This window comes from Terribacillus saccharophilus (assembly GCF_000725365.1).
Classification (GTDB): domain Bacteria; phylum Bacillota; class Bacilli; order Bacillales; family Amphibacillaceae; genus Terribacillus; species Terribacillus saccharophilus.
Genome location: NZ_CP008876.1, coordinates 92,978 through 106,342 on the forward strand (window position 1 = coordinate 92,978; position 13,365 = coordinate 106,342).

At 46.4% G+C, this 13,365-nt stretch carries 14 protein-coding genes; 12 read left to right on the top strand and 2 right to left on the bottom strand.

The genetic code is table 11. The annotated features are described in order from the left end of the window. Positions 1 to 46 precede the first annotated feature (46 nt). Together GZ22_RS00485 and GZ22_RS00490 are read right to left on the bottom strand one after the other, a co-directional pair. Positions 47 to 457 carry a hypothetical protein gene (locus tag GZ22_RS00485; protein WP_038557664.1) on the bottom strand — a complete coding sequence of 137 codons (411 nt, stop codon included), beginning with the start codon at positions 455 to 457 and terminating at the stop codon, positions 47 to 49. Between the two features lie 13 nt (positions 458 to 470). Next, a complete protein-coding gene (locus GZ22_RS00490; RefSeq protein ID WP_051747894.1) occupies positions 471 to 1,109 on the bottom strand; it encodes a hypothetical protein in 639 nt (212 codons plus the stop codon). A gap of 255 nt (positions 1,110 to 1,364) precedes the next feature. On the opposite strand from GZ22_RS00490, the gene GZ22_RS00495 reads away from it, so the two are divergent. From GZ22_RS00495 to GZ22_RS00550, 12 genes are all read left to right on the top strand, one after another. Then, entirely contained in the window at positions 1,365 to 1,907 is a 543-nt protein-coding gene (locus GZ22_RS00495) for a DinB family protein (RefSeq protein ID WP_038557665.1), read from the top strand. 257 nt (positions 1,908 to 2,164) lie between these two features. Then, a complete protein-coding gene (locus GZ22_RS00500) occupies positions 2,165 to 2,554 on the top strand; it encodes a sporulation protein (protein WP_038557667.1) in 390 nt (129 codons plus the stop codon). A gap of 178 nt (positions 2,555 to 2,732) precedes the next feature. Continuing rightward, complete coding sequence (locus tag GZ22_RS00505) at positions 2,733 to 4,061, top strand: hemolysin family protein (protein ID WP_038557668.1); 1,329 nt, start codon at positions 2,733 to 2,735, stop codon at positions 4,059 to 4,061. 76 nt (positions 4,062 to 4,137) lie between these two features. Further along, a complete protein-coding gene (locus GZ22_RS00510; protein ID WP_038557670.1) occupies positions 4,138 to 4,926 on the top strand; it encodes a helix-turn-helix transcriptional regulator in 789 nt (262 codons plus the stop codon). Between the two features lie 81 nt (positions 4,927 to 5,007). Continuing rightward, positions 5,008 to 6,159, top strand: coding sequence for a Gfo/Idh/MocA family protein (locus tag GZ22_RS00515; RefSeq protein WP_038557671.1), 1,152 nt, complete (start codon positions 5,008 to 5,010; stop codon positions 6,157 to 6,159). Between the two features lie 13 nt (positions 6,160 to 6,172). Further along, on the top strand, positions 6,173 to 7,348 hold the full coding sequence (locus GZ22_RS00520) for a dihydrodipicolinate synthase family protein (protein ID WP_038557674.1): 1,176 nt from the start codon (positions 6,173 to 6,175) through the stop codon (positions 7,346 to 7,348). After that, complete coding sequence (locus tag GZ22_RS00525) at positions 7,345 to 8,163, top strand: sugar phosphate isomerase/epimerase family protein (RefSeq protein ID WP_038557677.1); 819 nt, start codon at positions 7,345 to 7,347, stop codon at positions 8,161 to 8,163. The genes GZ22_RS00520 and GZ22_RS00525 overlap by 4 nt, the downstream gene beginning before the upstream one ends. 13 nt (positions 8,164 to 8,176) lie before the next feature. Further along, positions 8,177 to 9,271, top strand: coding sequence for a Gfo/Idh/MocA family protein (locus tag GZ22_RS00530; protein WP_123921876.1), 1,095 nt, complete (start codon positions 8,177 to 8,179; stop codon positions 9,269 to 9,271). Next, positions 9,268 to 10,458: a Gfo/Idh/MocA family protein gene (locus GZ22_RS00535; protein WP_038557679.1), complete on the top strand. Its 1,191-nt coding sequence runs from the start codon at positions 9,268 to 9,270 to the stop codon at positions 10,456 to 10,458. The genes GZ22_RS00530 and GZ22_RS00535 overlap by 4 nt, the downstream gene beginning before the upstream one ends. A 61-nt stretch (positions 10,459 to 10,519) precedes the next feature. Further along, positions 10,520 to 11,530 carry a TRAP transporter substrate-binding protein gene (locus tag GZ22_RS00540; protein WP_038557680.1) on the top strand — a complete coding sequence of 337 codons (1,011 nt, stop codon included), beginning with the start codon at positions 10,520 to 10,522 and terminating at the stop codon, positions 11,528 to 11,530. A gap of 20 nt (positions 11,531 to 11,550) precedes the next feature. After that, entirely contained in the window at positions 11,551 to 12,042 is a 492-nt protein-coding gene (locus GZ22_RS00545) for a TRAP transporter small permease (RefSeq protein WP_038557682.1), read from the top strand. Next, on the top strand, positions 12,039 to 13,349 hold the full coding sequence (locus GZ22_RS00550) for a TRAP transporter large permease (protein WP_038557683.1): 1,311 nt from the start codon (positions 12,039 to 12,041) through the stop codon (positions 13,347 to 13,349). Before GZ22_RS00545 ends, GZ22_RS00550 begins: the two co-directional genes overlap by 4 nt. Positions 13,350 to 13,365 lie beyond the last annotated feature (16 nt).

The window sequence follows — 13,365 nt, forward strand, 5'->3', positions numbered from 1 at the left end:
TTCGCGGAATAGAAACTGCCGACGCACTTGTGCGTCGGCAGTTTTTTTATTGCTTGCTGATATGGATGATAGACAATTTTCCGCTGTTTGCTTCCACTTTCCATAATGGCTCAAACATCGTGCGTAAAATGGCAGCTGTAGGTTCATCTGTGTTCAAGCTCTGTACTGACTTGTCATCTACAACGTAATCCTTATCCTCCTCTAAACCGAAGCGCAAGTGCAGAAGGTTCCGTACACCATTGAAGGTAGGGAAGGAAATGGTGTAGCCATCTTTCAAAGCGGATATAAGTTTGCTTTTCTGCGACTGGAGCATTTCTGGATCGGCTTTTGGGTAGCTGTCCTGAATTGTACTCCATTCACCTGCCTCTATTAGCTTTGCGGTTTGTTCTCTTCCAAGACCGCTATGGGCAATACGTTCGATTTGGTAGGCTTCTGCTTGAGAAATGGTGATTGTCATGTTCAATTCTCCTTTAATGAATGGCTTTATTAGATGGTGCTTGGATGGTGAAGGATTTTCGTCTTTTGTACAGATAGGCAATCAGTTCCAGCAAAAAGCCGGGAACCTTTTTCGGAAAAAGTTTTTTCTTGTAGAGTTTTTCATAGGCACGGTGAAGATCTTCCCATTGTGTGCAATGCTTTTGCTGACGGAACCTGGCAGGATCGATTAATCGGATGTCTCCATTTGGTGTGATTAAGATGTTCCGCAGATGAATGTCAGATGGATTCAATCCTTCTGCTGCTGCGCCCGCCAAGGCATTATCAATGTCGGCTATATGATGATCTGTTATGGGAATCCCCGCGCGGAGGCAATCGTACAGTGTATGGCCGGGGATATAATCCATTACTAGATAACCGTTTCCGGCTGCATGAAGAGCCGGGAAGAAGTGATTGCTTTCAAGTGTTTTATAGATTTCCGCTTCTTCCGCTGCAATGTGACGGAAGGCAGGAAAAAATACCTTCATTACTTTAGAAGTTTCCGTAAGGCGGAATGCAAATGCGCTCCTGCCAGTCCCGATCAAAACGAGAGAGGAAGGGTACGCTGTTAAATGGGGCATTGTATCAGAACCAGACATGTGAATCTGCTCAACGATCTGCTCAAAATCAGCCATTTCCAGCACTCCTTTTCTTTGGAACAAGGGCTTGTACAGTTATCATACGCACGAACACGGAAGTAGGTGCATAAAATAGTAAAAAAGCTAGTCCATCCTCCGTAATTCCGGGCGCTGCTTTTCCTGCTTTCTAGCTATTTTCATCCTAACAGGGACTGTTTCCTTTACCTTTAGGGAAAATAACTATATCGTCAATCTATAAAGCTCTACTTTTCCTAACCTAATCGAAATCATATAAAGAAAAAAGGTGATTACATGCAAGAGAGACCTAGTACGACAGAATATCCTGCTTATTTCCAAGATTACATGAAACTTGTGCCTGAGGGAAATATAGTAGCTCTGTTTAAGGAACAGGAAAGGCAAACATCCAATCTTCTGCAAGGCCTGACAGACGAGCAAGCCCGATTCGCTTACGACAATGAAAAATGGACGATCAAGGAAGTGATCGGCCACCTTACAGACACAGAAAGGATTATGTCTTATCGACTGCTTACCATTGCCCGCGGAGATGTGACGCCGCTGCCTGGTTTTCATGAAGATTCCTATGTGCTGCAAGCGAAATTCACGGAGATGACAGTAGCGAGCCTTCTGGCGCAATATAAGGCAGTGCGTGCGTCCACGATCGCTCTGCTGGAATCACTGCACGATCAGGATTGGGTCAGACAGGGTATGGCAAACGGTCATGTCACTTCTGTACGCTCGCTGGCGTATATAATGCTTGGCCATGAACGTCATCACCACAATGTCCTTCATGATCGTTACTTTGCTTCTGCTACGTATCCGCTCAACCGCATGTGATTTGGGGTATATTGACAGAGAACAAACAATCGTGTATGCTATATTGCAGATTAATAGAATAGGATTGTGATTGCTCCAAAGGGGAGTAGCTTCCAGTTAAGTCGACAACACGTGATAGCTTGCTATCGCCGGTTTAACTGACAACGTTAAGTTGTTTGCCAGACCTTTGCCAATTTGGTGAAGACTGATTACAGACAGGACCTTCACACTGTGGGGGTCCTTTTCGTTTAGAACACACAAATGGAGGAAATAATTCCGTGTTGAAGAAATGCTTAGAACTGATGCAGCTCAGGGCACCATCCATCAAGCTCGAACTGAATCAGGCAAGCTATCATGCAGGCGAAAAAATAGAGGGTCATTTTCAGCTTCTCGGAGGCTGGAAGGACCAGAATTTAAACAGATTGGATTGCGATTTGGTTATAAAAAACAGTGCAAACGATAAAATAGTGAATATAAAGAATGTATTAAGCATTTTTATGACCAAGCAATTGAAATCAAATGAACAAATGAAGAAGCCGTTCACATTCCGTTTGCCAGAGGAATTGGAACCAAGCTCCGGTGCATTGGTCTATGAGCTGCAGACAAAGCTCGTGTTCGCCAATGAAAAATGCGCGAAAGATGATAGGCAAGTACAGATATTAGCTTAGACGCTATAAGAAGGAGGAGATTGCATTGGGAAGGCTTTGCTGAAGATAACAACCTTATATAACAGAAGTTTTGCTGGCGCTGCTCCTCGTCGAGGTGTCGCAGCTGTTTTATTAATCTGCTTGTAAACTATCAAACAAATAAGCGAGGTGAGTCCCTTCAATTAACGAAGGGAATTAATTGGACCCATCAATAGTCATTAATTTAAGTTTAGTAGTGTTATTCATCATTTTTACAGCCTTTTTCGTAGGTGCAGAGTTTTCAGTTGTGAAGGTGCGTATGTCCCGGATCGACCAGCTTGTTGCGGAAGGTAACAAACGGGCAATCATTGTTAGTAAGCTAGTGAATAATCTTGATTATTACTTATCAGCCTGCCAGCTGGGTATTACTGTAACGGCGCTTGTGCTAGGTGCATTAGGCGAACCTACAGTAGAGAAAATCTTGCACCCGCTGTTCAATGATTTTGGATTGTCTGAATCTGTTTCTACTTTACTTTCCTACGCCATTGCTTTTGCGTCGGTCACTTTCTTGCACGTTGTAATTGGTGAATTGGCGCCGAAGACACTAGCAATCCAGTATACGGAGCAATTGACGTTAATTTTAGGTCCGCCGTTATATTGGTTTGGTAAGCTAATGGCTCCGTTCATCTATTTGCTGAATGGTTCTGCTCGTGTATTTCTGAAGTTGTTCGGTGTGAAGCCGGCGGCTCATGAATCAGCACACTCGGAAGAGGAACTGCGTATCATCATGACGCAAAGCTATCAAAGTGGTGAAATTAACAAAACAGAACTTAGTTATATGGAAAATATTTTCACATTCGACGAGCGTGTGGCGAAGGATATCATGGTGCCGCGGACACAAGTGGTCACCTTGGAGAAATCCATGACAGCTGCAGAAGTAATCGAGATCATCGATGAACATCAGTTCACACGTTATCTTGTGACGGAGGATGGAGATAAAGACCATATCATCGGTTTCGTCAATGTGAAGGAAATGCTTACGGATTTTGCAGCCGGCAGAAGACAAAGTCTGCCTAACTTCATCCATGAGCTGCCGCTTATCCATGAAGGAACGTCGTTGCAGGATGCTCTTTTGAAGATGCAGACTGAACGTGTGCATATTGCACTCGTAGTGGATGAATACGGCGGAACTGCAGGTATTCTGACGATGGAGGACATTCTGGAAGAGATCGTCGGCGAAATCCATGACGAATTCGATGAAGATGAAGTGCCGGATATTCAGGAAGTGTCCGATCGTACGTTTCATATCAACGGTCGTGTACTGCTGGATGATCTGGAGGATCAATTTGGCTCTGTGTTCGACAATCGAGAAGATGTCGATACAATCGGAGGCTGGATTTTTGTTAAGAACGACGAAGTAGATTCTCAAACGACTGTGGTGGATGTAGCAGGAAATGAGTGGGAGGTTATCGAAATGGATAACCACCAGATACTTATGATTGAACTGCGCATCCTGGAACAAAAACAGCTTCCGATGCTGGAAGCTTAAGAATCGTGAATAAAGAAAAAGGCCGGGATGCCTCCTATGCATCCCGGCCTTTTTTTATTGGAGGTAGGCAGACAAGATGATCAGACTTTATGAAAATAAACACCAGGAAAAGGATGAGGTGGCCAGGCATCAGCATGACACACATCAGCTGCTATATGTCCTGGATGGAGAAGGGGAATGTGAATTGGGCATCAGGATCCAGAAGCTGCAGCCTGACAGTATCGTGCTCATCTCCCCGCATACAAATCATGCAATCCAAGCTCATTCTAAGATGACGGTGCTCGTGCTGGAATTCGATATCCGTCATTTGACAAACGATGTTGTTTCTTATCTTCTCGAGCCAGTGTTTGCTGAGTCTCGTGTCTTAAATCTATCTTTATTCGAAAGCAGTGAGCTTCGTCAGCTGCTGCGGAAGATGCTATTCGAACAATCCCAAAACCACCCCATTCATACGATGGGGCTGAAGCTCCTGCTTGCTCAGGTGCTTTATCAGCTTGCTATCATGCAGCAGGAAGATACAACACAGGATACAAATACAAGGCGGGCGAAGTGGCTCAAGCATCACTTTGAAACACGATATTTTGAGATTGCCAGTATGGAAGAAGTTGCGGCTAAAGCTGGTGTGAGCAGCCGGTACATGAATCAAATTTTTAAAGAAATGTATGATACGACGCCTTATCAGTTTCTGACAGAGGTAAGGCTGCTGAAGGTGAAGAAGATGCTGCGTGAATCCGATAGAGAAATTGTTTCGATCTGCTTTGAAGTTGGATTTGAAGCGGTCTCGACATTTTATCGTGTCTTTAAAAAATATGTTGGTGTGACACCGAATGTCTATCGGCGAACCACAGATGATTTCCGAAATTGAGAATATCAGAAGAGAATGATAAGAAAGATGTAAACGCTTTACTTATACTATCTTTAATAAGGATAATGGGAGGGCGTAAGGATGGCGACAAAGAAAATTGGGATAATCATGAACGGTGTAACAGGAAGAATGGGAACAAATCAGCATCTTGTCAGGTCCATTGCAGCAATTCGTGCGGAGGGTGGTGTGCTGCTTTCTAACGGAGATCGCTTGCTGCCGGATCCGATTCTCGTCGGAAGGAATGAAGAGAAGCTCGCCAAACTTGCAGGAGAGAATAGCGTAGAGCGCTACAGCACCGATTTGGAGGCTGCTTTGGCTGACGACTATAACCAGATTTACTTTGATTCACAAACTACCAATCGCCGGGAAGCCAGCATCAAGCAGGCGATCGAAGCAGGCAAGCATATTTATTGTGAGAAACCGACGGCTACCAGCTTGGAAGGATCCTTGGAACTAGCAAGATTGGCACGCGAGAATGGTGTGAAAAACGGGGTAGTGCAAGATAAGCTTTTCCTTCCTGGATTGCTGAAGCTGAAGCATCTGATCGATAGCGATTACTTCGGAGACATATTGTCCGTAAAACTGGACTTTGGATATTGGGTATTCGAAGGTGATTGGCAGGAGGCGCAACGTCCAAGCTGGAATTACCGTGCCGAAGATGGCGGCGGAATCATTGTTGATATGTTTGCGCACTGGCGCTATGTCATTGATCATCTTTTTGGGGAAATCGATAGTCTGACTTGTCTTGGTGCGACTCATATTCCATACCGGGTGGATGAAGCGGGCAATCGCTATAAAGCAACAGCCGATGATGCAGCATATGCAATTTTTGCCCTTAAGAACGGGATAGTTGTACAGGCAAACTCCTCTTGGACGACAAGAGTTGACCGAGATGATCTAGTTACCTTCCAAGTGGATGGGACACTGGGAAGCGCAGTAGCTGGTCTGCGGGATTGTAAGGTCCAGCATCGTGTCACAACACCGAAGCCAGTGTGGAATCCGGATATACCTAATGCAATTGATTTCCGTTCCCAATGGGAGACATTGCCGGAGAATCGTACGTATGACAATGGATTCAAGATTCAATGGGAGCTGTTTTTGAAGCATATAGAAGAAGATACGGCATTCCCTTGGGACTTGCTAGAGGGCGCAAAAGGTACCCAGCTGTCAGATCTTGGGCTGGAAGCATGGCGCGAGAAGAAATGGGTCACTGTTCCGAGTCTGGAAGTATAAAGGAGGAAGCAGCATGACAACGATTCTTTTACCAAAGCAAGGTCGTTCATTAGAGGCGTACACATTGGTTCATCCAGCTTCCACTTTTCCGACAGAAGGTGCTTTTCGGACAAGAACAGCCTATTCGGCTGCTCATGTCGTTGCGGATGCGCAATCTGAAGCACACCCTATCTTAGGCGGAGCGATTGATTGGGATGCAACTTTAGCTTATCGGAAAGCGCTGTGGAAGCTTGGATTCGGCGTAGCAGAGGCAATGGATACAGCGCAGCGAGGCATGGGACTCACATATGAGATGGCGAAAGAATTAATTTCCATAAGCGCAGAAGAAGCAAAAAAAGAGAAGGCATTGCTTGCTTCGGGAGCAGGGACGGATCATTTGCCGGCTGACAGTACGTATACGATGTCGGAGATTAAGCAGGCTTACGAAGAGCAATGTACATTCGTCGAAGGTACCGGAAGCCGGATCATCCTGATGGCGAGCCGAGCATTGGCAGCCAGTGCACGATCGGCAGCGGATTACAAGAACGTATACGGGCATGTGCTTGACGGAGTGCAGAATCCGGTTATCCTCCATTGGCTCGGTCCGATGTTCGATCCGAAATTGACTGGCTACTGGGGATCGGAAACAATCAGCCGTGCGATGGACGACTGCTTGGAATTGATTCATCAGTACGAAGGGAAAATCGACGGTATTAAGATTTCTCTGCTTGATAAGGACAAAGAAATCGAGATGCGAGCAAAGCTCCCAGCATCGGTTCGGATGTATACAGGAGATGATTTTAATTATCCAGAGCTGATTCAAGGTGATGGAGTGCAATTTAGCCATGCGTTGCTAGGTATCTTTGATGCGATTGCACCAGCTGCTTCTGAGGCACTACGCGCACTTGATGCCGATGATCAGGACCAATATCGGGAAATCTTCGATAAGACGGTACCGCTTGCAAGGCATATCTTTGAAACACCAACATACGCCTACAAAACAGGTGTTGTTTTCCTGGCATATTTGAATGGGTATCAATCTCATTTCCGGATGATCGGCGGTGCAGAAGGAGCCCGGTCGGTTCTCCATTTGAGTGAGCTGTTCAGACTTGCTGATCAAGCGGGCGTCCTAGTGGATCCGGCGCTTGCAGCAGAGCGGATGCAGCTTGTATTGAAGCTTGCAGGTATTGAACAGAAGGTGATGTCATGACAAAGGCCGATTTACAGCTTCTTAGTCTGAATCAGATTACGACAGAAAACTGGTCACTGACCGAAGCAATCCAAGGCTGTGCCCGTCATGATATCCACTGGATATCCATTTGGCGGCATAAGCTGGAGGAAATCGGTGTGAAAGAGGCAAAAAAACTGTTGACGGAATACGGCTTGCGCGTGTCCAGTCTTTGCCGTGGCGGCATGTTTCCAGCAGCTACAGAGCGTGAGAGGCAGCAGCGTATAGATGACAACAAACGAGCAATAGAAGATGCGAAGACATTGGGTACAGATGTGCTGGTACTCGTTTGCGGTCCGGCTGCCGACAAAAGTATCGCCCAGGGCCGTCATTGGGTGGAGGCAGGAATAGAAGCAATACTCCCATATGCGGAAGAACTGGGTGTAAAGCTTGGAATTGAGCCGCTTCATCCTATGTATGCAGCTGATCGTTCTGTTATCAATACACTTGGTCAGGCCAACACTATGGCGGAGAAGCTGCAATCAGATCATCTTGGGGTAGTAGTGGATGCCTTCCATGTTTGGTGGGATCCGGAGCTGAGTCGCCAGATTGATCGGGCAAAGGGTAAGATACTAGGCTTCCATGTGTCAGATTGGAAGGTACCGATGAAGGATATGTTCAAGGGGCGAGCCATGATGGGAGATGGCGTCATAAATCTGCGTGAGATGCGCAGCATGGTGGAGGAAGCAGGCTATCAAGGACCAATTGAAGTGGAAATCATCAATCAGGAGATATGGGATCAGCCAGGCGATGAGGTGCTCCATCAAATGAAGCGCTGCTATCAAGCGCACGTATAAGGGGAGCTGAAAAATGGCACTGCTTAATCAATTAGAGGAGTTAGCTCAAGAAGCTGCAAAAGCTGCTGACAGTAAGATAACAGCCCCTTTCGCTTTTTCAGTTGCGGGGCTGGATCATCCGCATATCTACAGTATGGTGCAAGGACTCTTGGATGCAGGAGCGCAGCTAATTCACATCTATGACAGAAATCTGGATCAAGCAAATGCTCTTCACCAAAAATTTCAAACAGGAGAAGTCGTCTCAGAGCTGTCCCAGATTCTGCACAGCGAGGTGGACTTGATTGCAACAAGTATTGTGCCATCTGAGCGCGGGGCATTAGGCATCCAGGTGTTGGAGCACGAGAAGCATTTTCTTTCAGCAAAGGCTCCATTTACGACGATGGCTCAATTGCAGGCGGCCGAGGAAGCAGTGCGCCGTACAGGAAAGAAATGGGCGGTGTTCTATAGTGAACGATTAGCTGTAGAAGCGGCACTACTGGCAGATAATATTGTACAAGAGGGGCTGATTGGAGAACTCTATCAGCTCACTGGTTCGGGACCACACCGACTTCGGGCAGAGACAAGGCCGGATTGGTTTTTTGATCCTCAGAAAAATGGCGGTATTCTTTGTGATATTGGTAGTCACCAGATCGAGCAGCTGCTTCATTATGCGAGAAGTAAAGAGGCAGAGGTACTGCATAGTAAGGTAGCAAACTATGCCCATCCGCAGCATGGTGCTTGGCAGGATTTCGGTGATGCGACACTGGTCACTAATACAGGCGTCAGCCAATATTTCCGTGTTGACTGGTTCACGCCTGATGGACTTCGGGTCTGGGGAGACGGACGAACGGTGCTGCACGGTACAAATGGGTTTGTGGAACTGCGAAAATACACGGATGTAGCACGCTCTGCAGAAGGGAACCATCTGTATGTAGTAACGGATCAGGAGGAAGTGTATTTTTCAGCTAATGGAAAGATAGGAATTCCGTATTTCAGACAATTGATTACTGATTGTCAGCAAGGGACGGAAACAGCAATGACTCAGGAGCATACTTTCCAGGCGGCGGCTCTGGCAATCCAGGCACAGGAGCAGGCAATCAGCCTGATAAAGGTAGGAGAGAAGCGATGAAGCAATCGGTCGTTTTAATTGGGATGAATGGATACGGTGAGCATTACTTGGATGCATTGCTGAAGCGTGAGGACATCACATTCGCTGGTATCGTGGAAATCCATCCGGAGAAAAGCAGTCTTTTGGAACAAGTAAAGCAGCGAGGAATCCCGATATTTTCTGCGATGGATGCATTCTATCAGGATAATCAAGCGGATCTAGCCATCATCGCCACACCTATTCATTTGCATACGGAGCAGGCGATCCTTGCGCTTCGACATGGCTCGAATGTTCTTTGCGAAAAACCGATATTTGCTGATATGCGAGATCAAATGAAGTGGGAGCAAGCTATCTCGGAATCAGGGAAGTGGGCTGCAATTGGTTTCAACTGGTCGTTCACTGCCCCAATCCTGGAGCTTAAGAAAGATATCCAAAGTGGGCTCTATGGAAAACCGAAGCAGCTGAAAACAATGGTGCTATGGCCGCGGGATGAAGCATATTTTTCCCGTTCATCCTGGTCAGGGAAGCAGATGGCAGCCGATGGTCGGCAGATTCGCGACAGTGTAGCCAATAATGCAGCTGCTCACTTCATCCATAATATGCTTTTCGTGCTCGGACATAAGCTTCAGGAAACGATGCAAATCAAACGCCTGGAAGCCGAATTGTATCGAGCCAATGATATCGAAACCTTTGATACGTGTGCCATTCGTATGCACACGGAATCTGGCTGCGAACTGCTCTTTTATGGATCGCATGCCACGGAAACAGAGCAAGGACCTCAATTCTTATATACGTTTGAAAAAGGCTATATTGTATATGATTGCAATCTCGATCAAGGAATCATTACGGCATACACGGAAGATGGTCAGGAAAAGATTTATGGGAATCCTCAGGCCAATCATTTGGATAAATTGGATTATTGCATCGCTGCACTAACGGATGATAGTGCCATTCCATGCACATATGAAACCGCGTTAGGTCATGCGGCGATTATTGAAGCGTTGCACCAAAATATTGCGCCTGGGCACCCTTTTCCTGCAGAAGCAGTCAAACAGACTGCGGGAAAACTCCGGACTGTCATCGATTTAGAGCAGACGATGAATGCATGCTTTATGAGTGGAAAACTGCCATATGAATTACAAATACCATGGAGTAAACCAGCTAAACAGGCCGATGTGATTCAGACACTCGAAAAGGGGAGCGTCTGATCACAGCCGGTTGAATGCTTATTATTGTAAGCGCTTTATAATACCTTGTGGAGGGTGAAATATGAAACGAGCGAAAACAACGTGGCTAATTCTTGCTGTTTTATTGCTTGGCATAGTTGTGCTGATGGCTGTCGCTCCGGCTTCAGATGCTGCTGGTCAGGAGACGAGAGAGCTGACGATGGGGCACATTCATAATCCAAATAGTCCCGTGTATGCTAGTCTGGAGGAATTCAGCGAGGAGCTGGAGCAGCGCACTGATGGTGTGCTGGCAACGGATATTTATACGGAAGGCGGCCTTGGTGATGAGAGGGTGATGCTGGAGCTTGTCCAGAATGGGGTAGTTGATATGGCCAAAGTAAATGGCGGTGTGCTGGAGAGCTTTTACTCTGATTTCTCCATTTTCAGTCTGCCTTATGTATTTGAAGATGAAGAGCATTTTAAAGAAGTTATGGTGTCCGATATAGTAAAGGACCTTTATGAAGAACTGGAATCTATCGGCCTGCATGGTATCGCTTATTACGACGCAGGGGCAAGAAGTTTCTATACAGCAGATACGCCGATTGAGAAACCAGAAGACCTGCATGGACTGAAAATACGTACGATGACGAATACAACATCAATTCGGACAATGGAACTGCTCGGCGCTTCCCCGACACCGCTTCCTGCACCGGAAGTATATACGGGGCTTCAACAAGGTGTCATTGACGGAGCGGAGAGCAGTCCGATCGCCCTTACAGATGCCAACCATGGTGAGGTAGCCAAATACTTTTCTTACGACGAACATACACGCATTCCGGACTTTCTCATTATGAGCGAGAAGACATGGGATAGTCTGAGTCCTGAGCAGCAGCAAGCAGTAGAAGAGTCTGCGGCAATTTCATCTGACAACCATAATGCGCGCTGGGACCAGCTGATCGAAGAAAGCATAAAAAAGGCTGAGGATGAGATGGGTGTTACCTTCAATGAGCTTGATCAGGAGCCGTTCAAGAAACTGGTGCAGCCGTTGATTGAGGAAAGACGGGAAGATCCGGAAGTGGCGAAAGTGCTGGATGACATCGCGGCGTTACAGTAAATGAAAAGGAGCTGAACGAGGTGGAAAAAGTACGGTATTGGGTTGATAGATGTATTTTGCTCGTGACTTGTACGCTAACTGTCTTCTTAGTGGCAGGTGCCATATGGCAGGTCTTCACTCGATTTGTCCTGCAAAATCCGAGCGTTTTCACAGAAGAGGTGCTGCGTTTTTCCTTCATCTGGGTTGGTTTGCTCGGAGCCAGTTATGCTTTCGGTGTGAAAGAACATATTGCGCTGACGTTCTTGATGTCCAAATGGAAGCATGCAAAGGACAAAAAAGCTGCCGAGCTGATTATAGAAGTGACAGTTCTGGTATTCATGATAGTTGTCTTTATTATCGGCGGGACACAGCTGATGCTTGCCTCCATGACACAGACTTCACCGGTTCTTGGTCTGCCGATGGGCTATGTATATGCTGCATTACCGTTGTCTGGCTTGCTGAGTGTTTACTATATAGTCACGAACCGGCTTATGGCACGCAAGGAAGCTGCTAGAGGGAGGGACGCAGCATGACAAGTGTCGTTTTGGCAGGTATCGTCTTATTTGCTCTATTTTTTCTCTTAATCTTCTTCGGTGTTCCCATAGCAATAAGCATTGGTTTGTCATCGTTGGCAGCTGGAGCTATGCTTCTGCCATTTGATGAGATTTTAATAGTCGTTTCCCAGCAATTTGTTGCTGGAATCGATAGCTTTGTCCTTTTATCCCTTGTTTTCTTCACTTTGGCTGGAAGTATTATGAATACGGGCGGCATCGCTTTGCGTCTGATCAATTTGGCCAAGCTGTTGGCAGGAAGACTACCTGGTTCCTTGGCGCACACAAATGTTATCGGGAATACGCTTTTCGGAGCGCTATCTGGTTCTGCCATTGCATCTGCAGCAACGATGGGTAAAATTATGGCACCAATGCAGAAGAAGGAAGGCTATGATCCATCTTATTCAGCAGCCGTCAACGTGGCTTCTGCACCGGCTGGTCTGATTATCCCGCCTAGTGGTACCCCTATTTTGTATTCTGTCCTCAGCGGAGGGACATCAATTGGGGCATTATTCATTGCCGGTTATGTACCAGGTATCCTGATGTCTGTCTTGATTATGGTTACTGCTTACATAGTTGCAAAAAGGAAAGGTTTTGCTGTATCTGAACCAATCCGTTTCTCTCAGGCTGCCAAAGTTGTTTTGGATGCCATTCCGAGTCTGATGCTGATTGTAGTCGTGATTGGCGGGATTTCTTTTGGAGTCTTTACGGCAACCGAAGGAGCAGCTGTAGCAATTCTCTATGCAGTGGTTCTGAGTTTGATTTACCGTAGTCTCAAGTGGAAGGATATCCCGGTGATTCTTCGTGATACAGTCATGTTCTCCGGCGTTATCCTGCTGTTGATCGGAGCATCTGGAGCTATGTCTTGGATTCTGTCGTACTCCAAGCTACCGCAGATGCTGTCTTCCGGAATACTTGATTTCAGCGGTAATGCAGCAGTGCTGATGCTGATTATTGTCTTGATTTTATTGCTTGTCGGGACCTTCATGGATATCGCGCCTGCATTGCTGATTTTTACACCAATCCTGCTGCCTGTTGCGTTGGAGTTCGGAGTCGATCCAGTTCATTTCGGTACGATTATGTCGATGGGGCTTGCTATCGGTACGATTACACCACCGGTCGGAACGGTGCTGTTTATTGGATCCAAGGTCGGCAATGTCACAGTAGAACAAATGACAAAGCCATTGCTGCTGTTCTACATTCCTGTGTTTCTTGCTTTCCTTGCAGTAGCCTATATTCCAGCTCTGAGTCTATGGCTGCCGGAGCTTATGGGCGTACTGAATAAATAGAAAAACAGGCCTTCAG

Coding starts and splice junctions, on each gene's coding strand:
- GZ22_RS00495 (WP_038557665.1), top strand. CDS start 1,365: ATGCAAGAGAGACCTAGTACGACAGAATATCCTGCTTATTTCCAAGAT.
- GZ22_RS00520 (WP_038557674.1), top strand. CDS start 6,173: ATGACAACGATTCTTTTACCAAAGCAAGGTCGTTCATTAGAGGCGTAC.
- GZ22_RS00490 (WP_051747894.1), bottom strand. CDS start 1,109: ATGGCTGATTTTGAGCAGATCGTTGAGCAGATTCACATGTCTGGTTCT.
- GZ22_RS00540 (WP_038557680.1), top strand. CDS start 10,520: ATGAAACGAGCGAAAACAACGTGGCTAATTCTTGCTGTTTTATTGCTT.
- GZ22_RS00510 (WP_038557670.1), top strand. CDS start 4,138: ATGATCAGACTTTATGAAAATAAACACCAGGAAAAGGATGAGGTGGCC.
- GZ22_RS00535 (WP_038557679.1), top strand. CDS start 9,268: ATGAAGCAATCGGTCGTTTTAATTGGGATGAATGGATACGGTGAGCAT.
- GZ22_RS00515 (WP_038557671.1), top strand. CDS start 5,008: ATGGCGACAAAGAAAATTGGGATAATCATGAACGGTGTAACAGGAAGA.
- GZ22_RS00550 (WP_038557683.1), top strand. CDS start 12,039: ATGACAAGTGTCGTTTTGGCAGGTATCGTCTTATTTGCTCTATTTTTT.
- GZ22_RS00525 (WP_038557677.1), top strand. CDS start 7,345: ATGACAAAGGCCGATTTACAGCTTCTTAGTCTGAATCAGATTACGACA.
- GZ22_RS00485 (WP_038557664.1), bottom strand. CDS start 457: ATGACAATCACCATTTCTCAAGCAGAAGCCTACCAAATCGAACGTATT.
- GZ22_RS00530 (WP_123921876.1), top strand. CDS start 8,177: ATGGCACTGCTTAATCAATTAGAGGAGTTAGCTCAAGAAGCTGCAAAA.